Origin of the sequence: Patulibacter sp. SYSU D01012, assembly GCF_017916475.1 — a bacterium.
GTDB lineage: Bacteria > Actinomycetota > Thermoleophilia > Solirubrobacterales > Solirubrobacteraceae > Patulibacter.
The window spans coordinates 1261270-1280755 of sequence record NZ_JAFMTB010000002.1; the positions used below are offsets into that span (position 1 = coordinate 1261270).

Consider the following 19486-nt stretch of genomic DNA (forward strand, 5'->3'; position numbering starts at 1 on the left):
GTCCCGATGACCGCCCCGCCCGCCCGCCTGCGGATCGCCGCGATGGTCGACTGGATCGTCGGCGGCGGCGCCGAGCGCGCCGCCGTCGAGATCGCCGTGCGCCTGGCCGAGCGCCACGACGTCACGATGATCTCGTCGCGGCTCTCGCCCGCCCACCACGACGCCGAGATGTTCGCCGGCACCGTGCGACGGCTGGCCGACGCGAACGTCGGCCTCGTGTCGCTCGGGCGCACGAGCACCGCTCGCGTGTGGCAGTGGCGTCGGCTGGTCGGGCACCTGCGCCGCACGCGCTACGACGTGCTCCACACGCACCTGAACGGCTCGAACTTCTGGGGCCCGACGCTGCGCGCCACCGGCGGCGTCGGCGCCTGGGTGGCCCACGAGCAGACCCCGTTCGCCCGCGAGGGCGGCGTGCGGGCCCACGGCGCCGAGGCGCTCGTCAACCCCTTCGTCGTCGGCCCGTTCGCCGACCGCGTGATCGTCCCCTCGGCGTGGTCGAAGCGCTCGCTCGTCACGAACGAGCGGGTGCCGGCCGGCAAGATCCGGGTCGTCCCCAACGCGGCGCCGGCGACGATGCCGCAGCCCAGCGACGACCGCCGGGCCGTGCGCGCGAGCATGGGCGTGCACGACGACGCGCCCGTGATCCTGATCGCCGCGATGCTGCGGCCCGAGAAGGGGCACGAGGTGGCCGTGGACGCGCTCGCCCGGGTGCGCGAGCACCACCCGCGCGCGGTGCTCGTGCTGGCCGGCGAGGGCGAGGTGCACGACAAGGTCGGCACCCGGCCGGCCATCGAGCGGCGGGCCCGCGCGCTGGGCGTCGCCGACGCGGTCCGCTTCCTGGGCCGTCGGCACGACGTGATGGACCTGCTCGGCGGCGCCGACGTCGCGCTGCTGTCGTCGCACCACGAGAACCTGCCGCTCGCGTTGCTGGAGTACATGGAGTCCGGCACGCCGATCGTCACGACGGACGCCGGCGGCAACCGCGAGCTGGTCGTCGACGGCGAGCACGGGCTCGTGGTGCCCGCCGGCGACGCCGCGGCGATGGCCGCGGCGGTGGTCCGGACGCTCGACGCGCCGGCCGCCGCCGCGGCCCGCGCCCGGGCCGCGCAGGCCCGCCGCCGGCGGGTCTTCACCTGGGACGCCGTCGCCCGCGACGTCGAGGACGTGTACCTCGAGGCGCTGGGCGCCTGATGGCCACCGCGGCCCCCCACGGCCCCTGGACGCCGGCGGCGCTGACGCCGGTCGTCGCCGGCGCCCTGCTCGTCCCGCTCGCGGCCGCGCTCGGCGCCCTCGTCGCGTACGACCCCGCGCTCGGCGTGGCCGGCTGCGTGGCCGTCGTCTTCGCCGCCGTCGTGCTGCTCAGCCTGCCCGTCGCGCTCGGCGGGCTCGTGGCGCTCATCTTCGTCTCGGGGCTGCCGGGGATGATCGGCGTGCCCGCCGCGTCGACGGCCGTCGTCGGCTTCGCGTGGTTCGCGACGCTGCCCGCCCGGCGGGCGCAGCTGGTCGCGCTGCGCGGCCCGGGGCGCCTGGCGCTGTGGGCGCCGTGGATCCTCTTCGCGTGGATGGGCGCCACGGCGGCCTGGGCGCCGGACGGCGGTCTGGCGGCGTCGCGGATGTGGCAGGTCTTCGCGGCGGTCGTCGCGGTGCCGATCATCGCCACGGGCGCGGACCGCCCGCGGACGGTGCGGATCGTCGTCGCCGCCTACGTGGCGGGGGCGGCGGGGATCGTGCTGGCCGCGATCGTGCTCGGCCCGAGCTCGTACGCGCACGCCGACCCGTCGAACGGCCGCCTGGAGGTGGCGAACTTCTCGGCGAACCTGCTGGGCGCGACCGCCGCGAGCGCCCTCGTCCTCGTGCCCGCGGTGTGGCGGATGACCCGGCGCGCCGACCTGCGGCTGGTCGTGGCGGGGCTCGGAGCGTTGCTCCTGTACGGGCTCGTCGGCACGCAGTCCCGCAGCGGCGTGGTGGCGTTGGCGGTGGCGGCGCTCGCCGCCCTCGTCGTCTGCCGCGGCCGGCGGCGCGCGATCGCGGCGGGCATCGCGGTCGCCGTCGCGGGCCTGGCGCTCTTCGTCGCCCTGCAGCCGGGGCTGCTCGAGCGCACGCAGGGCGGAGACAGCACGGGCCGCACCGACATCTGGAAGGCCGCCGTCGCCGTCTGGCACGACCACCCGGTCGGCGGCGTGGGCGTCGGCAACTTCACCGTCGTCTCGCCGCGCTACGCCCTGCGGCTGGGCGCGCTGGACGCCCCCGACTTCGTGACCGTCGACCCGATGCCGCCGCACAACCTGGTGCTCGAGGCGCTGGCCGAGACGGGCGTCGTCGGGCTCGCGCTCGTGCTGCTGGCCGTCGGCGCGTGCGTCGCCGCCACCCTCCGCGCCGCCCGGCTGCTCGGGCGCCACGGCGACGACGAGCTGGCGTTCCTGGCGCAGCTCGTGCTCGTCGCCCAGGTGGCGATCGTGACCGCCGGGATGTTCCTGCCCGTGACCGCCAACCGCCAGCTGTGGACGCTGCTGGCGCTCGGCCCGGCCCTGCTGGGCCTCGCGCTCCGCGGCCGGAGCCGGACGGAGGCCCTCGCGTGAGCGCCGTCGGTCAGGCGGCGCCCGCCCGGGTCGCCGCGCCCCCGCTCCCGGAGCCGCCGTCGGCCCCCGTGACCGTGCGACGGGTCCGCGTGCGCGACGTCTCCCCCCGCGACCGCGCCGCGTGGACGGCGCTGGCCGACGACGCCGTGCAGCCCAACCCGTTCTTCCGCCCCGAGCTCGTCGAGCCCGCCGCCGCACACCTGCCGGGCGGCCACCGCGCCGCGCTGCTCGTGGTCGCGGCCGGCGAGCGCTGGCTGGGCTGCGTGCCCGTGCGGACGCAGCCGAAGTGGTCGGACCTGCTCCTGCCGTGCCTGCGCACGTGGACGCACCCGTACTGCTTCGCGTGGACGCCGCTCGTGCGGCGCGGCGCGGTTCCCGTCGTCGCCCGGGCGCTGCGCGGCGCCGCCCGCCGCGCCGGCCGCGCGTTCCTGGCGCTGGAGAACGCGACGGACGGGCCGCTCGTCGACGCGCTGCTGGACGCCGGCCCCGGCGGCCCGTTCGTGCACGGCGGCTACGAGCGCGCCGTGGTCCGCCGCCGCCCCGAGGACACGTACGTGGCCGAGCACGTCGGCGGCAAGCACCGCCGCGAGCTGCGGCGCACCCGCCGGATCCTCGAGCGCGCGGTCGGCGCGCCCCTCGCGCTCGTCGACGCGGGCGCCGACCCCGACGCCGCCGAGCGCTTCCTGGCCCTCGAGGCGGGCGGCTGGAAGGGCGCCGCCGGCAGCGCGCTCGCGTCGGACCCGGCCCACGAGCGCTTCTTCCGCGCCGTCCACGCCGGCTTCGCCCGCCGCGGCGCCGCCCACGTGCTCGAGCTGCGCGGCGGCGACCGCACGACCGCCGCGGTCTTCTGCGTGTCCGACGGCGACGAGGTCTTCGCGCTGAAGATCGGCTACGACGAGGAGCTGGGCCGCGGCGCCCCCGGGGTCCACCTGATGGCCGACCTGGCGTCGTGGTTCCACGCGCACCCCGCGTGGGCGCTGCTCGACTCCTGCGCCGTGCCGGACCATCCGATGATCAACGGCCTGTGGCCCGACCGTCGCGGCCACCGCACCCCGATCCTGCCCGCCGGCGGCCCGGCCGGCGCCGCCGTGCGCGCCCTCGACCGCCGCGCCCGTCCCCGCCGCCGCGGCTGAGTCCGGTCCCGTGGAGCTCTTCCTCGTCCTCTCGACCCCCCGCCCCGCCGAGCCGGCGCTGGTCGACGCGCTCGCCGCCGTCCTGGCCCGGGCGGCCGACGCGGTGCCTGGGCTGGCCGGCGCGGAGCGGTCGACGTGGCACAGCGCGTCGCGGCGGACCCACGGCGCGCGCGTCGGCCACCCGCCGGAGCGGGCCGGGGGCCTGGCGCGGGCGTGGAGCGACGAGCGGCGGTGGCAGGTCCTCGACGGGTTCCCGATCGTGCGGGACGCCGCGCCGCCGCGCACCGGGCCGATCGCGCTGGACGCGCCGGATGGCCGCTTCGCGCTCTGCGACGTCGCCGACGACGAGATCGCGCTCACCTGCGACCGGATGGGCAGCTACGCCGCGTACGCGCGGCGGCTGCCCGGCGGCGCGGTCGCCCTGGGCAACAGTCCCGCGGCGCTCGCGGCGCTCCCGCCCCGCGCGCCGACCGATCCCGAGGCGCTCGAGGACTTCCTGGTCGCGGGCTGGATCTTCGGCGGCCGCTCCCCGTGGGCGGGCGTCGAGCGGATGCCGCCCGGCCGCTCCACCGCGACCGGCGGCGTGCTGCGCCCCTCGTCCTGCCGGCTCGTCGACGTCGCGCTGCAGGCCGCCGCCCGGCCCGTGCACCGCGACGTCGAGGCCGGCGCCGACCTGCTGCGCGGCACCCTCGCCGCCGTCGCCCGCGACGCCCGCGGCCCGATCGAGCTGGGCCTGAGCGGCGGCCGCGACTCGCGGGTGGTGCTCGCCGCCGCGATCGCCGCCGGCCTGCGTCCGCACACCTACACGCTCGCCCTGGCCGAGGACCCGCAGTTCCCCGACACGGGGGACGTCGTCGCGGCGCGGCGGGTGGCCGCCGAGCTGGGCCTGGACCACGAGGTGCGCGTCAGCACGACGGACGTCGATCGCAGCGAGCGCTGGATGCGGGCCGTCACCGGCGGGGTCTCGGCGATGGACGCCACCCCGTCGACCGTCGACGTCCGTGGCCGCACGCCGGTCGTGCTGACCGGCGCGGCGGTGGAGCTGGGCTGGCTGACGCACGGGCTGGCGCTCACGACCGCCCCGGCGGACGACGCGATCCGCGGCGCCGTCGCCGCCTGGATCCACCGCTTCCCGGCGCCCCTGGGCACCGCCGGCGCGTACCGGCGGACGCTCGCGCGCGGGATGCGCGGCCCCCGGGAGTGGCACCGGGCGGGCCTGCCGTCGGCGCTGCTGGCCGAGGGGTTCTTCGCGTTCGAGCGCACGGCGAACTGGGCCGCGCCGACGCACGCCGCGTACGCGCCGTTCTTCGACACCGTCAGCCCGGGGTGGTCCGCCGACCTGCTGCCGATCCTGTGGTCGCTCGACGCGCGGGACCGCGAGATGGACCGCTGGCGGCGCGGGATGGTCCACGCGCTCTGCCCCGAGATCGAGCGGCTGCCGTTCAGCGGCGGGTCGCCGCTCTGGCCCGACGACGCCCGCGGCGGCTCCTACCTGCTGCGCGGCGAGAAGCGCGACCGGATCCGGCGCTTCGTCCGCTCCCGCGCGCTCGGCAGCGGGGTGGCGAAGGTCCCGGCGCAGCTCGCGGCGTTCCGGGCGCTGCAGGAGGATCTGCGCCGCGCCGTCGCCGAGGACGAGCGGATGGCGGCCGTCGTCGACCGGCGCGCCGCCGCACGCCTGGCCCGCACGCCGGTGCGCCGGCTGGACCCGCGCTCGCAGCAGCGCGTCGTCCGCGCCGCCCACGTCGCCCGCCTGCTGCGGGAGGTCGCGTGACGTCGCCGTCCCCGGATCCTGCCCGGTCCGCCGACGCGCCGGCCCGCGACGGCGACGGCTGGACGCGGCGCGGGGCGCTCGGCGTCGCCGGCCTGGCGGGGCTGGCCGCCGCCGGGATCGCGGCCGCGACCTGCGGCGGCCCCGGCGGGGCGGCCGAGGCCCGCGGCGGGTTCCGCCCCCGTGACCTGGCCGTCTTCGGCCACAGCTGGGCGGCGGGCACGAACGTGCGGCGCTCGCGCGCGTGGCCGGCGCTGGTGGCGCGCGAGCTGGGAGTCGCCCGCCCACCCCTCTTCCCGACGGACGCGGCGCGGCGCCGCGACTTCGCCTGGGGCGGCGCCCGCGCGGTGGGTCCGGCCGCGGAGCACGGCGCGGGCTGGGTGCTGCGGTCGCTGCCCCGCGGACCGCGCCGGCCGCCGTCGCTCGTCCTGCTGCTGACGGGGGACAACGACGTCAGCCGGCACGGGGACTCCCCCGCCGCGCTCCGCCTGCTGGGCGGCGGCATCCACGCCGCCCTGGGCCGGCTGCTCGCGACCGAGGTGCACGAGGAGGACGAGCCCGCGGCGTGGTCGTTCGGCCCCGGCTGGGCGTCCGAGCGCGGGGACCAGCGCAACTCGGGCCGGGGCGTCCGCTACGCGCTGGCCGACGGCGCCACCTTCGCGGCGCGCCTGCCGGCCGGCTACGCCGGGGCGCCCGTCACCGTCGGCCTGCCGCTGTGGGACGCGACCGTCCGGGGCACGATCACGTGGAGCGTCGACGGGCGACCGCTGGCCCGCCGCACCGACCTGAGCGCCCTGCAGGGGGTGCTGACGCGGCGGGACCCGAGCGCCGTGTACGCCGAGCGCTTCGCCGGGCTGCCGGCGGGCGCGCGGGAGCTGCGCGGCACGTGGTCCTCCGGCGGGCACCGGGGCGCGGCGGTCGTGGTCGACGCGTGGTCGCTCGAACGCGAGGACGCCCGCATCGTCTGCGCCCTGATGCCCGAGCGCAACCCGTGGGGGAACGACTTCGGCGGCGTCACGGTCGCGTCCAACCGCGCGAACCGCCAGGCGCTCGCGGAGCATCGCGGCGTCCGCTACGTCGACCTGGCGCGCGCGGTCCTGCCGACCGGCACCGCCGCGGACCGTCGCTTCTGGGACAGCGACGCGTCGTCGCACCCGACCGCCGCGGGCGAGCGGGCGATCGCGCGCGTCGTCGCGGGCGCCGTCCGGCGGATGGCCCCTCCGCAGCCTCTATGATCGGCGCTCGCCATCCGTCCACCCCGGTGGCGCGTGGGCATCCGATCCGGTGAGGTGTCCCGTCCAGGCGGCGGCCCCGCCCGGACACCATCCCCGACGCGAGGAGCGCCGCCCGCGTGCATCAGAAGATCTCGACGGGCCTGACCCGCGTCTACAAGAGCGTCTTCGGGCGCGGCCCGACGCGGACCACGCTCCACCTGACGGGAGACGTCGTCCTCTGCGTGTTCGAGGAGGCCGCCACGCCGGGGCAGGAGCGCCTGACCGCCCTGGGTCGCGCGGACATCGTGCACGCCGCCCAGATCGAGCTGCAGCGCGCGATGGTGCCCGAGATGAGCGCGATCGTGGAGGAGGCGACCGGCCGCAGCGTCCGCGCCTGCGTGTGCGGCTTCGACGCCGAGGTCGGCGCCGCCACGAACACCTTCCTGCTCGTGCCCGAGCCCGCACGGACGCGGACGCCCGGCGTCACCGGCGCCGGCGACGCCGCGCCCGTCCGCGTCCTGCCGCCCGTGCGTCCGCAGCGGACGACGACGTCCGCCGCCGTGGTGCCCGCCGTGGACGCGGCGGGCCTGGAGCCGGTCTAGCGGGGAGACAGACGGCGCCCGCAGGGGCCGCCGTCGTCTCCCGCGGGGCACGGCGTCGACCGACGCACCCCCACCGCACCGCTCGGCGAACGGGCTGCTCCGCTCGTGCGTCGCCGCCCGTGGCAGGGGCAGCGCCGGCTAGAAGGCGCCGGCGTCGGAGCCGCCGAAGCCGCCGCCGTCGGAGGCCGAGTCCGAACCGCCGAAGCCGCCCCCGTCGGAGCCGCCGAAGCCACCGCCGTCGTCGGAGCCGGCGTCGGAGCCGCCGAAGCCACCGCCGTCGGAGGCCGAGTCCGAACCGCCGAAGCCGCCCCCGTCGGAGCCGCCGTAGCCGCCGTCGTCGCTCCCGACGTCGGAGCCGCCGTAGCCGCCGTCGTCGGACCCGACGTCCGAGCCGCCGTAGCCGCCGTCGTCGGACCCGACGTCCGAGCCGCCGTAGCCGCCGTCGTCGCTCCCGACGTCCGAGCCGCCGTAGCCGCCGTCGTCCGCGCCCGCGTCCGACGCCGCCGAGCCGTGGTCGTCGGTGGCGCTCGTGTCCGCGGCGGCGTCGTCGCCGCCCGCATCCCCGGCGGCGCTCCCGACGCCGGCCGCGTCGTCGCTGCCGGCGTCCGACGCGTCGGCGGCGGACGCGTCGGCCTCGCCGTCGTCCGTGTCCGCTGCGTCCGTATCGCCGCCGAGCGCCCCGTCGGCGTCGGCCGTCGCGTCGCCCGCGTCGTCGGACGCGCCGGCCGCCGTGTCGGAGTCGCCGGTGCCGGCGTCCGAGGCGTCCGTCTCCGCCGCGTCGGCGTCCACGTCCGTGGCGTCCGTGGCCGAGGCCGAGTCGTCCGTGTCGACGTCCGACGCGTCGGTGCTCACGCCCGTGGCGTCCGTGGCCGAGGTGTCGGTGTCCGTCGTGCCGAGGTCGCCGCCGAACGGGTCGTCGGATGTGCCGAGGTCGCCGCCGAACGGGTCGTCCGCCGCGCCGAGGTCGCCGCCGAACGGGTCGTCGGATGTGCCCAGGTCGCCGCCGAACGGGTCGTCGGACGCCTGCGCGTCGGACGCGTCGACGTCCGTCGTGGTCGCCTCGGGCGCGTCGACCGACGGGGTGACGTCCGGCGCGTCCGCGGACGGGGTCGCCTCGGGCGCGTCGACCGACGGGGCGGCCTCCGGCGCGTCGACCGACGGCGTGGCCTCGGGCGCGTCGACCGACGGGGCGGCCTCCGGCGCGTCCACCGACGGCGTGGCCTCGGGCGCGTCGACCGACGGGGCGGCCTCCGGCGCGTCCACCGACGGGGCGGCCTCGGGCGCGTCGACCGACGGGGCGGCCTCCGGCGCGTCCACCGACGGCGCCGCCTTCGGCCCATCCACCGACGGCGCCGCCGCCGGCGCGTCGACGGCCGACGTCGGCGCCGCGGAAACGGACGTGGCCGGGGCCGCGACGGAGGACTCGTCCGCGGCGGGCTTCCCGGCGGCCGGGGTCTCGGCCTTCGGCGTCGAGCCGAACACGCTGCCCCACGCCTCCTGCTGGGCGCGCGCGTTGTCGATCTCGGCCTGGCCGTAGGCGGACATCGCGTCCGTGAACGCCTGCCCGACGCGGCTGAAGGCGTCCGAGACCCACGACCCGACCTGCGACGCCGCGGCCTGCTGGGCCTCGGCGTTCGCGATCTGTGCCTCGCCGACCCGCGTCATGGCGTCGTTGATCTCGCGGGTCGAGACCACCACGGTGCCGGAGCCCGAGAGGGAGACCTCGGAGCCCAGGCTGTTGCGCATCGACTCCGAGGTGCGGGACGAGATCTCGCCGGTCTGTCCGTCACGCGTCACCCCGACGGCGACCTGGCCGCCGGCCTTCGTGCCCGGCACGTTGGCGTTGATCGCGCCGCCGAGCGACGCGTCGCCGGCCAGGTTGGCGTCGGCCTGCACGCTGCCGGAGAACGGGCTGCCGGGCGGCCCGGAGATGCTCGCGCGGCCGCGGACGCCCACCGACGACTCGGTCGGGACGGGGCCCTCGCCGGCGGTGACCGACCCGCCGTAGCCGACGCCGGCGAAGCCGGTCAGCGCGACGCGGTCGTCGTTGCCGGACACCTGGAAGCCGCCGCCGACGCCGTCGAACAGCGATCCGCCGAAGTTCCAGCCGCGGTTCGCCGCCGCGGCACCCTCGGTGGTCTGCCGCGCGGCGTCGGCGGCGGGCGCGCTCGCGCCGGCCGACGCGGCCGCGGGGGCGCCCGGACCGGGCGCGCCGGCGGCGGGGGCGGATGAGGCGCCCGAGCCGGCCGTCGCGACCTCGGCGGCGCCGGCGGCCGCGGGCCGGACGGCGGCGCTGCCGGCGCCGAAGACGGCGACGGCCGCGGCGGCGGCCGCCAGGGCCTGGCGCCGACGCCGACGCGGGACGGGCGGCGCCGCGGCCGTCAGCTCGGCGAGCGTGGGCGGACGCTCGATGACCGAGCGCGCGGGCACGGCGGGCGAGGACGGCCGACGGCCGTCCGGGTACGGGGTCCGAGACACAGGAAGCTCCTCGTTCGGTGCTCTCTTGGGGGATCGGGGCGCGCGGGGCGCCGCCGTGCGACGGCGGGGACGGCCGTCGCGGGTGGGGGATGCGGCGGTGCCGCGAGGGCACTGCCGGCCCCGATCCAACCACGACCGGCCCGCCCGGGCCAACCCCGCGGGCGTCGACTTCACGATCCCTTCACGACCTGGCGCGGCGGCGCTCGCCGCGGCGGCCGACGCGCGCGGCCCGCCGCGGCCCCGGGTTCAGACCACGCCCTGGGCGAGCATCGCGTCCGCCACGCGCAGGAAGCCGGCGATGTTCGCGCCCGCGACGTAGTCGCCCTCGTGGTCGTGCTCGGCGGCGGTGCGGCGGCAGGTCTCGTGGATCTGCTTCATCGTCGCCTGCAGCCGCTCGTCGGTGTTCTCGAACGTCCAGCCGTTGCGCGACGCGTTCTGCTCCATCTCGAAGGCGGAGACCGCGACGCCGCCCGCGTTCGACGCCTTGCCGGGCGCGTAGAGCACGTCCTCGGCGTCCTGGAAGACCGCGACGGCCTCGTCGGTGCACGGCATGTTCGCGCCCTCGGCGACCACCCGCACGCCGCCCTTGACGAGCGCCTTGGCGTCCTTCTCGTCCAGCTCGTTCTGCGTCGCGCAGGGCAGCGCGATCTCGCAGGGGATCCGCCACGGCGTCGCGCCCTCCTCGAACGACGCCTCGCCGCCGCGGCGCTCGACGTACGCGCCCAGGTGCCCGCGCTCGGTCAGCTTGAGCTGCTTGATCAGGTCCAGGTCCAGGCCGTCCGGGTCGTGCAGCGCGCCGCTGGAGTCCGAGCAGCCGACGACCGTCGCGCCGAGCGCCTGCGCCTTCTCGATCGCGTAGATCGAGACGTTGCCCGCGCCGGACACGACGACGGTGCGCCCGTCCAGCTCCTCGTACCGGCCGGCGAGCATCTCGCGGACGAAGTAGACGAGCCCGTAGCCCGTCGCCTCGGTCCGCACCTGCGCGCCGCCCCAGCCCGTGCCCTTGCCGGTCAGCGCGCCCGCCGCGTACGTGCCGGTGATGCGCTTGTACTGGCCGAAGAGGAAGCCGATCTCGCGCGCCGCCACGCCCGCGTCGCCGGCGGGGACGTCCTGGTCCGGGCCGATGTGGCGGTACAGCTCGGTCATCAGCGACTGGCAGAAGCGCATGACCTCGTCGTCGGAGCGGCCCTTCGGGTCGAAGTCCGCGCCGCCCTTGCCGCCGCCGATCGCCAGCCCGGTCAGCGCGTTCTTGAAGACCTGCTCGAAGCCCAGGAACTTGATCGTCCCCAGCGTCACGTCGGGGTTGAAGCGCATGCCGCCCTTGTACGGCCCGAGCGCGGAGTTGAAGCCGACGCGCATCGCCCGCTGGACGTGCACGTCGCCGCCGTCGTCGACCCACGGCACGCGGAAGATCACCTGCCGCTCGGGCTCGACGAGCCGCTCCAGGATCCGCGCCTTCACGTACTCGGGGTGCCGCTCGAGCACCGGGCCGAGCGGGGCGAGCACCTCGCGGACGGCCTGGTGGAACTCGGGCTCGCCCGGGTTGCGGTCCTCGACCGCGCGGACGAGCTCGTCCAGGTCGGTTCCGGCGGTGTTCGTGCTCATCGGGCCCCTTCGGTCGCTGTCCGGCCGGCGCGCGGACCGGCCCGGCGCCGACCCCCGGATACCCGTGGGGGCCGAGGACGAAGCGGCGGTGCGGCGCGCGCCGCGTCGCCGACCCTACGGGGCCGCCGCGTAGGGTGCGGCCATGGGCCTGTTCGATCGCCTCCGCCGCCGGGACCCCGCGCCGTCCGCCGCCGACGACGGCGTGGGGCGCGACGTCTTCGCCGAGCTGCGGACGCTCGCGCGCGCCGGGGCCACCCCGGACGCGCAGCGCGCCGCGGTCGCCCGGGCGCTGCAGGCCCACGGCCTTCCCGCCGCGCTCGCCGGGCGGTACGTCGACCGGATGGTCGACGGCATCGCGCTCTCCCCGGACGGCGCGACCGACCCGCGCCTGCGGATCGGCGGCGACCCGCTGCTGCCCCCGGACGAGCCGTGGCCGCACGCCCCCGACGGCCGCCCGCTGTCCTTCGTCGCGGCGCTCGACCTGGCCGCCGTCCCGCCGCTGGCGCCCCTCCCCCGCGCCGGCGTCCTGCTCGTCTTCTGGGACACCGCCTTCCACGAGCTCGAGCGGATGGACTTCGTCGCCGCCACGCGGGTCTTCCTCGTCCCGCCGGAGCACGCGCCCGTGCCCGCGGCGACGCCGGACGGCGCCGAGCGCGCGGCGGGCGTGCCCCAGGCGGCCACCGTCGTGCCGTTCCCCGCGCCGGACGCCACGCTCGACACGGACGACGTGCCGGACGGCGTGCCCGCCTACGAGCTGGACGACGCGCTGCAGCAGGAGTACGGCGACCGGCTCCTCGGCGCCGAGCGCCCGATCCAGGGCCCCGTGCTGGACGAGGTCCCGTACTGGCTGGTGCAGGGCTTCCCCGCCACGCGCGAGCGCTACTCCGCGGCCGAGCTGGCGGGCGAGGGCTGGGCGTTCCTGGCCCAGCTCGGCGAGCCCGACGGCCTGCGCTTCGGCGACGTCGGGGCCCTCTACCTCGTGCTGCCGCGGGCCGACCTGCAGGCCGGCCGCTTCGACCGCGTCATGGGGATCCTGCAGAGCTGAGGGCCCGGCGGACGGCGTGCCCGCCGGGCCCCGTCCTCACGCCCCGACGGGGTGCCAGGCGGTCTTCAGCTCGGTCCAGGGCTCGATGCGCGAGAGCGACAGCCGGGTCTCCGCCGCCGCGAGCGCCGCCGGCGCGACGTGGCGCACACGGCTGATCGTCTCGGCGCCCAGGCGGCCGAGCTCGCCGCGCAGGTCGGCGTCGCCGGAGGCGTCCAGCAGCCCGTCGACGCCGCGGTGCGCCGCGAGCGCCGGCGCCAGCTCGGCGGTGCGTCCGGAGAGCAGCGCGACGACGCCCTTCGGCACGTCGGAGACGCCGAGGGCCTCCCCCAGGTCGAGGCCGGCGGTCGGCCAGCGCTCGGACAGGAGCGCCACGACGACGTTGCCCGCGGCGAGCGGCGGGGCGATCGCCGCGACGGTGCCGAGCAGGTCGGCCTCGGGCGGGCAGACGACGCCGATCACGCCGGTCGGCTCGGGCACGGAGAAGGACAGGTACGGCGCCGCGACCGGGTTGACGCCGCCCAGCACCGCCCCGATCTTGTCGGTCCAGCCGGCGTAGTGGACGAGGGTGTCGACGGCGGCCTCGACCTCGGCGCGGGCCGCCTTCTCCTTCAGGCCCCGCACGCGCACCGCGGCGGCGACGAACTCGTCGCCGCGCGACTCGACGGCCTCGGCCGCGCGGTAGAGGATCTGGCCGCGGTTGTAGGCGGTCCGGCCCGCCCACCCGGGGAACGCCGCGACGGCGGCCTTCACCGCGTCGCGGACGTCCTTGCGGGAACAGCGGGGGACGTTGGCCACGAGGGCTCCCTGGTGGTCGTGGGCGGGGTCGGTGCGGCCGGACTCGGAGCGCACGAACGCGTCGCCGATGTAGGCCTTGTACGTCTTGCGGACGGTCAGACGGGGGCTCATCACGCCACCTTCAGGTAGGGCAGGAGGCCGGCCGGGCCGCCCTCGCGGCCGAACCCGGACTCGTTGTAGCCGCCGAACGCGGCCGTCGGGTCGAAGCGGTTGTAGGTGTTCTGCCAGACCACGCCGGCGCGCAGCGCGGCCGCCACCTGGAACGCCTTGGACCCCTTGTCGGTCCAGACGCCGGCGGCCAGGCCGTAGTTCGTGTCGTTGGCCTTCTGGATCGCCTCGGCCTGGTCGCGGAAGGTCAGCACGGAGAGGACCGGGCCGAAGATCTCCTCCGTCGCGACGACGTCGGAGGGCCCGACGCCCGTGAACAGGGTGGGCGCGAACCAGTGGCCGGCCTCGGGCAGCGGACAGTCGAGGGTGCGGCGCTCGAGGCCGTCGGCCACCCCGCGGTCGACGAGCGCCTCGATCCGCGCCAGCTGCTCCGCGGAGTTGATCGCGCCCATGTCGGTGTTCTTGTCGAGCGGGTCGCCGACGCGCAGGGTCTGCATGCGCCGCCACAGCCGCTCGACGAGCTCGTCGGCGATCGTCTCCTGCACGAGCAGGCGGGAGCCGGCGCAGCAGACGTGGCCCTGGTTGAAGAAGATGCCGGTGACGATCCCCTCCACGGCCTGCTCGATCGGGGCGTCCTCGAAGACGATGTTGGCCGACTTGCCGCCCAGCTCGAGCGTCAGGCCGACGTCGCGGCCCGCCAGCGCCGCCTGGATCTCGCGGCCGACGGCCGTCGAGCCGGTGAAGGCGATCTTGTCGACGCCGTCGTGCCGCACGAGGCGGGCGCCGAGCTCGCCGTCGCCCGGCAGGATCGACAGGACGCCGTCGGGCAGCCCGGCCTCCTGCGCGATCTCGGCGAGCAGCAGCGCGGTGAGCGGCGTCGTCTCGGCCGGCTTGAGCACGCAGACGTTCCCCGTGGCGAGCGCCGGGGCGATCTTCCACGCCGCCATGAGCAGCGGGAAGTTCCACGGGACGATCGCGCCGACGACGCCGTGCGGGGCGGCGCTGCGGCCGCCCAGGACGTACGGCAGCTTGTCGGCCCAGCCCGCGTACGAGAAGAAGTGCGCGGCGGCCGTCGGCACGTCGAAGTCGCGCGACTCCTTGATCGGCTTGCCGCCGTCGAGCGTCTCGGCGACCGCCAGCTCGCGCGAGCGCTCCTGGAGCAGGCGCGCGAAGCGGAACAGGTACTTGCCGCGCTCGAGGGCGGGCAGCGCCTGCCACGCCGGCAGCGCGGCGCGGGCGGCGGCGACGGCGCGGTCCAGGTCGGCCGGCCCGGCCCAGGCGATCTCGGCGATCGGCTCGCCCGTGGCGGGGTTGACGGTCGGCACGACGGTGCCGTCCTCGGGGGCGCGCCAGTGCCCGCCGACGAACAGGTCGTAGCGGTCGCGCAGGCGCAGGTGGTCCGTGGACTCGGGCGCGGGCGCGTAGTCCCAGCGCAGGTCCAGGCGGGCGTCGGCGGTGCCGCCGTCGGGGGCGGCCGCGGCGCCCTCGGGCGCGTCGGAGGTGGGGGGAAGGACGGCGCTCATGGGCCTCACTCCTTGGGGAAGTCGCCGGGGCGGCCGTAGCGCCCGGTCTCGGTCTTGGCGTACTGGAGCAGCAGGTCGCCGAGCAGGGACGACGCGCCGATGCGGAAGCGGTCCGGGCGCAGCCACTCGTCGCCGAGCGTCTCGCGCACGAGCACGAGCTGGTGCAGCGCCTGCTTCGTCGTCCCGACGCCGCCGGCCGCCTTCACGCCGACGACGCGCCCCGTGCGCTGCACGTAGTCGCGGACGGCCTCGAGCATCACGAGCACGACGCCGGGGGTCGCGCCCTGCGACGCCTTGCCGGTCGAGGTCTTCACGAAGTCCGCGCCCGCCTCCATCGCCAGGGTGGTGGCGTGGCGGACGTGGTCGTAGGAGCCCAGCTCGGCCGTCTCGAGGATGACCTTCAGGTGGGCGGGCCCGCAGGCCTCCTTGACGGCCTCGATCTCGTAGGCCACGCGGGCGTCGTCGCCGCGCAGGAACGCCTCGCGCGTGATCACCATGTCGATCTCCTGGGCGCCCGCGGCGACGGTCTCGCGCGTCTCGTCGAGCTTGACGGCGAGCGACGTCAGCCCGGACGGGAAGCCCGTGGCGACGGCGGCCACCTGGACCGGGGTGCCGCGCAGCGCCTCGCGCGCCACGGGGACGAGCGTCGGGTAGACGCACACCGCCGCGCACGGCGGCAGGTCGGGCAGCGTCGCGGCGGGCCGGGCGGCCTTGTGGCAGAGCGCGCGGACCTTGCCGGGCGTGTCCTTGCCCTCGAGGGTGGTCAGGTCGATCATCGACGTCGCCAGGCGGATGCCCTGGCGCTTGGCGTCGGCCTTGATCGAGCGCTTGCCGAGCGCGGCGGCGCGCTCCTCGATGCCGACGCGGTCGACGGGGACCATGGTGCGCATCAGGCGATCGCCTCCTGGCGGGGGTTGGGGGTCGGGAGCGGCCCGCCGGACGGCGCGGAGGGCGCCGGCTCGGGGACCGCGGGGCGGGTGACGAGGCCGGCGGTGGCCTCGACGGTCCGCAGGTACTGGCCGAACAGCTCGTCGCTCGCGGCGGCCGCGGCGGGGTCGGGCTCGATCGTCGCCTCGACGTGGCTCATCGCCGCCGCGGCCTCGCGCAGGTCGGCGTAGTGCCCGGCGCCCGACGCGGCCGCGACGGCGGCGCCCAGGAGCGAGGCGTTGGGCTCGCGCATGACCTGCAGCGGCCGCCCGCACACGTCGGCCGTGGCCTGCAGCCAGAGCGGGTTGTCGCGGATGCCGCCCGAGACGACCAGGTCCGACAGCGGCACGCCGGCGTCCGAGAACGCCGCGAGCGCGTTGCGGGATCCGCAGGCGATCGCCTCGACGATCGCGCGGTACATGTGCGCGCGGGTGTGGTGCAGGCTCAGCCCGACGAACGACCCGCGCAGGCGCGCGTCGCGGTACGGCGTGCGGTTGCCCTGCCAGAAGTCGCACACGGACAGCCCGTCGGCGCCGATCGGCAGCCGCTGCGCCTCGGTCATCAGCCGCTCGTGGGCGGCCTTGGGGTCGTCGCCCTCCCCCAGGACCTCGTGCACGAACCAGCGCAGCACGGGCCCGGCGGAGACCTGTCCGCCCTCGACGAGCCACGTCCCGGGGAGGATCGCCTCGGGGTACGGCCCCCAGATCGAGGGGCTGTGGACCTCGCGCGGCGACAGGACTAGGTGCACGATGCTCGTGCCGGCGACCATGTTCACGCGGCCGTCGGCGAGCGTGTTCGTGCCCAGCATGCCGATGTGGGCGTCGATGCCGCCCTGCAGCACGGGCACGCCCTCGGGGATGCCGAGGGACACCGCCGCGGAGCGCGAGACGACGCCGACCTGCTCGCCGAGCGGCACGACGCGCTCGGGCCACTTCGTGCGCAGGTCCGGCACGCCCAGCTCGGCGTAGAGCTCGTCGTAGAAGCGGCGCTCGAGCGGGTCGTAGTTCCACTTGCACGTCGCGTTGAGCTGCGACGCCGCCCACTCGTCGGTCAGGCGGAAGTTCACGTAGTCGACGGCCTCGACGATGCGGTGCGCGGCCTCGTACGTCCCCGGCTCGTGGCGCGCCAGCCACATCGCCTTCGGGACGAGCCACTCCACGGCGTCCGAGCCGCCGGACCACGCCATCACGGGGTGCTGCGAGCGCGCGGTCAGGTCGACCTCGTCGACGGCGCGGTTGTCCATCCACATGATCGCCGGGCGCAGGGGCTGCCCGGCCGCGTCCAGGGTGACGACCGTGGACGCCGTCGTGGAGACGCCGATGCCGAGGATCTCCCGACCGCCGAGGCCGGCCTGCACCTCGGCCATGGCGGACCGGATCGCCGGCCACCACGTCTCCACGTCCTGCTCGGCCCACCCGTCGTGCGGGTACGCCGTCGGGTAGGTGCGTCGCGCGGACGCGACGCGCCGACCCTGCAGGTCGAACGCGCCGAGCCGCACGGACTCCGTCCCCAGGTCGATCCCCAGCACCACCGGGGCGCCGGCGCCGGGGGTGCCGCTCGGCGCGGGGCTCACGCCGCCGCCCCCTGCGCGGCGGGGACCGCGCCGTTCCGGGACGGCGCGGCGCCCTGCGCGGCCCGCAGCACGCCGGTGGCGTCGGGCTCGCCGTTCGGGAAGAACATGACCTTGGAGAAGAAGCGCTCGCGCTGCCCCATCCAGGCCAGCACCTCGGGCAGGTCCTCGATGCGCTCGCGGTGCGAGACGATCTCGGCTGTCCGCAGGCGCCCCTGGGCCATCATCTCGAGCGACGCGGTCCACTCGTGGCCGGGCCACGGGGCCGAGAAGCTGTTCCACGCGCCGTGGACGGCGATCTCCTCGCGCAGCAGGTGCTGGAACGTCGCGGCGTCCAGCGTCACCTCGCCGGGCGGGATGCCGATGAAGACGACGCGGCCCTGCGGTCCCGCCAGCCGGATCGCGTCGTTCTCGGCCGGCACGGCGCCCGCGGTCTCGACGACGACGTCGAAGGAGCGGTGGCGGTCGGCGGTCTGCCCGGCGATCATCGCGCCGGTCGCGCCGAGCTCGCGCGCCAGGTCGAGCTTCTCGTCCATGACGTCGATCGCGACGACCTCGGAGGCGCCGAGGATCTTCGCCCACTGGACGGCGAACAGCCCGATGGGCCCGGCGCCGACCACCGCGACGCGCTCGCCGGCGGTGACCCCGGTGCGCCACAGCGCGTGGAGCGCGATGGCGGCGGGATCGACGGACGCGGCGGCGATGTCGTCGACCGCGTCCGGGACCGGGAGCAGGTTCGTCTTCGGCACGAGCACCAGCTCGGTGTACGCGCCGTCGCGCCGCGAGCCGAAGTAGTCGTAGTCGGGCGTCTGGCCCAGCAGCCCGGCGCGCGCGGCCTCGGAGTCGAAGTCCGGGATCATCGGCGGCACCGTCACCCGCGTGCCGACGGGCACGTCGACGTCGTCGGCCGTCTCCACCACGACGCCGGAGAACTCGTGCCCGCAGATCAGCGGCAGGTTGTGGGCGCCCTTCGTGAGCATCCGCGGCAGGTCGGAGCCGCAGACGCCGACGGCGGAGACGCGGACGAGCGCGTGGCCGGGCGCGACGGTGGGCTCGGGGACCTCCTCGACGCGGATGTCGCCGGGGGCGTGCAGGACGGCAGCGATCATCGCGTGCCCTTCGGGTCGTAGGCGGCGAACGTGCTGTCGCCGATGAACTGGTCCGCGTTCGCCTTCGTGACGAGCGTGGTGCCGGCGTCGACGTCCTTCGGGACGTCCTGGCCGTCGAGCTTCTTCAGCAGCGTGTCGAGCGCGAGCTTCCCCAGCGTGGCCGGGTCGTTGAGCGCGGTGGCCTGGTAGTGGCCGGAGGGGATCTGCTTCACGGCCTCCATCAGGCCGTCGATCCCGTAGACCTTGACCTTGCCCTCCAGGCCGTTGTCCTTGAGGACCTTCACGGCGCCGAGCGCCATGTCGTCGTTGTGCGCGTAGACCGCCTTCAGGTCCTTGTTCGCCTGGAGCAGGTCCTGCATCGCCTTGATGGCGTTCGCGCGGATGTACTCCGAGTACGGGCCGCGGACGACCTTGACCTTCGCGTCGCCCTGGAAGACGCCCTCGAAGCCGTCGCGCCGGTCGCGCATGACGTCGCCGCCGGCGTCGCCCTGCAGCTCGACGATCTTGCCGCCGGCCGCGCCCAGGTCCTTCTTCGCCTGCTCGCCCACCAGGCGGCCCATCGCGACGTTGTCGCGGCCGACGTGCGCGGTGGCGCCCGAGGTGACCGGACGATCGACGGTGACGACGGGCACGTCCTGCTTGACGAGGCCGTCGACGGACGGCTTGACCGCCTCGGGGTTGACCGGGTTGACGAGCACGCCGTCGACGCCACGGGTCTGCAGGTCCTGCAGGTCGCGGTTCTGCTTCGCGACGTCGCCGTTGGCGTCGAGGAAGACGAGCTTGACCCCGCGGGCCTTGGCCTCCTTCTCGACGGCGTCGCGGACGCCGACGTAGAACGGCGACTGCAGCGTGACGTTCGAGAAGCCGATGACGCGCTCGCCGCCCTTCGACGAGCCGGACGACGAGCTGGCGTCGGCCGGGTTGTCCGTCGACGCGGAGCAGGCGCCGAGCGAGCCGGCGAGGACGACCGCGGCCGAGCCGGCCAGCAGCTTGTGGATGAACATGACTCTCCCCTTGGTGGTGTGACGGC

At 76.8% G+C, this 19486-nt stretch carries 15 protein-coding genes; 7 read left to right on the plus strand and 8 right to left on the minus strand.

Going from position 1 to position 19486, the window contains the following annotated elements; genetic code table 11:
• Positions 1–6 precede the first annotated feature (6 nt).
• The 6 genes from J3P29_RS15290 (at position 7) to J3P29_RS15315 (ending at position 7296) form a co-directional block, all read left to right on the plus strand.
• Positions 7–1191: a glycosyltransferase gene (locus J3P29_RS15290; protein ID WP_210494704.1), complete on the plus strand. Its 1185-nt coding sequence runs from the start codon at positions 7–9 to the stop codon at positions 1189–1191.
• The gene (locus tag J3P29_RS15295) at positions 1191–2579 is read left to right on the plus strand and encodes an O-antigen ligase family protein (RefSeq protein ID WP_210494706.1); all 1389 of its coding nucleotides are present in this window, start codon (positions 1191–1193) and stop codon (positions 2577–2579) included. Before J3P29_RS15290 ends, J3P29_RS15295 begins: the two co-directional genes overlap by 1 nt.
• An 89-nt stretch (positions 2580–2668) precedes the next feature.
• Positions 2669–3712, plus strand: a complete 1044-nt coding sequence (locus J3P29_RS20875; protein WP_210494708.1) for a GNAT family N-acetyltransferase — start codon at positions 2669–2671, stop codon at positions 3710–3712.
• Between the two features lie 10 nt (positions 3713–3722).
• Positions 3723–5483, plus strand: a complete 1761-nt coding sequence (locus J3P29_RS15305; RefSeq protein ID WP_210494710.1) for an asparagine synthase-related protein — start codon at positions 3723–3725, stop codon at positions 5481–5483.
• A complete protein-coding gene (locus J3P29_RS15310) occupies positions 5480–6715 on the plus strand; it encodes a hypothetical protein (protein WP_210494712.1) in 1236 nt (411 codons plus the stop codon). Before J3P29_RS15305 ends, J3P29_RS15310 begins: the two co-directional genes overlap by 4 nt.
• Positions 6716–6831: 116 nt before the next feature.
• Entirely contained in the window at positions 6832–7296 is a 465-nt protein-coding gene (locus J3P29_RS15315) for a Na-translocating system protein MpsC family protein (protein ID WP_210494714.1), read from the plus strand.
• Between the two features lie 138 nt (positions 7297–7434).
• Here the strand turns inward: J3P29_RS15315 and J3P29_RS15320 are convergent, their stop codons facing one another.
• Complete coding sequence (locus J3P29_RS15320) at positions 7435–9774, minus strand: hypothetical protein (protein ID WP_210494716.1); 2340 nt, start codon at positions 9772–9774, stop codon at positions 7435–7437.
• A 246-nt stretch (positions 9775–10020) separates the two neighbouring features.
• A complete protein-coding gene (gene gdhA / locus J3P29_RS15325; protein ID WP_210494719.1) occupies positions 10021–11379 on the minus strand; it encodes an NADP-specific glutamate dehydrogenase in 1359 nt (452 codons plus the stop codon).
• Positions 11380–11521: 142 nt separating this feature from the next.
• Between gdhA and J3P29_RS15330 the strand changes: the two genes are divergently transcribed.
• Positions 11522–12424, plus strand: a complete 903-nt coding sequence (locus J3P29_RS15330; protein WP_210494721.1) for a YwqG family protein — start codon at positions 11522–11524, stop codon at positions 12422–12424.
• A 36-nt stretch (positions 12425–12460) separates the two neighbouring features.
• Here the strand turns inward: J3P29_RS15330 and J3P29_RS15335 are convergent, their stop codons facing one another.
• The 6 genes from J3P29_RS15335 to J3P29_RS15360 all read right to left on the minus strand — a co-directional run bounded on the left by J3P29_RS15335 (position 12461) and on the right by J3P29_RS15360 (position 19460).
• Positions 12461–13330, minus strand: a complete 870-nt coding sequence (locus J3P29_RS15335; RefSeq protein WP_210494730.1) for an aldehyde dehydrogenase family protein — start codon at positions 13328–13330, stop codon at positions 12461–12463.
• Positions 13330–14769, minus strand: coding sequence for an aldehyde dehydrogenase family protein (locus J3P29_RS15340; RefSeq protein ID WP_210495112.1), 1440 nt, complete (start codon positions 14767–14769; stop codon positions 13330–13332). The genes J3P29_RS15335 and J3P29_RS15340 overlap by 1 nt, the downstream gene beginning before the upstream one ends.
• 86 nt (positions 14770–14855) lie before the next feature.
• Positions 14856–15740, minus strand: a complete 885-nt coding sequence (gene deoC, locus J3P29_RS15345; protein ID WP_210494733.1) for a deoxyribose-phosphate aldolase — start codon at positions 15738–15740, stop codon at positions 14856–14858.
• Positions 15740–17350, minus strand: a complete 1611-nt coding sequence (locus J3P29_RS15350; RefSeq protein ID WP_210494735.1) for an FGGY-family carbohydrate kinase — start codon at positions 17348–17350, stop codon at positions 15740–15742. Before J3P29_RS15350 ends, deoC begins: the two co-directional genes overlap by 1 nt.
• On the minus strand, positions 17347–18456 hold the full coding sequence (locus tag J3P29_RS15355) for a galactitol-1-phosphate 5-dehydrogenase (protein WP_210494737.1): 1110 nt from the start codon (positions 18454–18456) through the stop codon (positions 17347–17349). Before J3P29_RS15355 ends, J3P29_RS15350 begins: the two co-directional genes overlap by 4 nt.
• Complete coding sequence (locus J3P29_RS15360; protein WP_210494739.1) at positions 18453–19460, minus strand: substrate-binding domain-containing protein; 1008 nt, start codon at positions 19458–19460, stop codon at positions 18453–18455. Before J3P29_RS15360 ends, J3P29_RS15355 begins: the two co-directional genes overlap by 4 nt.
• Between the last annotated feature and the right edge of the window lie 26 nt (positions 19461–19486).

Bases quoted from the DNA above. Each gene is read 5' to 3' on its own strand.
- J3P29_RS15290 (WP_210494704.1), top strand. From the start codon at position 7: ATGACCGCCCCGCCCGCCCGCCTGCGGATCGCCGCGATGGTCGACTGG.
- J3P29_RS15295 (WP_210494706.1), top strand. From the start codon at position 1,191: ATGGCCACCGCGGCCCCCCACGGCCCCTGGACGCCGGCGGCGCTGACG.
- gdhA (WP_210494719.1), bottom strand. From the start codon at position 11,379: ATGAGCACGAACACCGCCGGAACCGACCTGGACGAGCTCGTCCGCGCG.
- J3P29_RS15330 (WP_210494721.1), top strand. From the start codon at position 11,522: ATGGGCCTGTTCGATCGCCTCCGCCGCCGGGACCCCGCGCCGTCCGCC.
- J3P29_RS15335 (WP_210494730.1), bottom strand. From the start codon at position 13,330: ATGAGCCCCCGTCTGACCGTCCGCAAGACGTACAAGGCCTACATCGGC.
- deoC (WP_210494733.1), bottom strand. From the start codon at position 15,740: ATGCGCACCATGGTCCCCGTCGACCGCGTCGGCATCGAGGAGCGCGCC.
- J3P29_RS15355 (WP_210494737.1), bottom strand. From the start codon at position 18,456: ATGATCGCTGCCGTCCTGCACGCCCCCGGCGACATCCGCGTCGAGGAG.
- J3P29_RS15360 (WP_210494739.1), bottom strand. From the start codon at position 19,460: ATGTTCATCCACAAGCTGCTGGCCGGCTCGGCCGCGGTCGTCCTCGCC.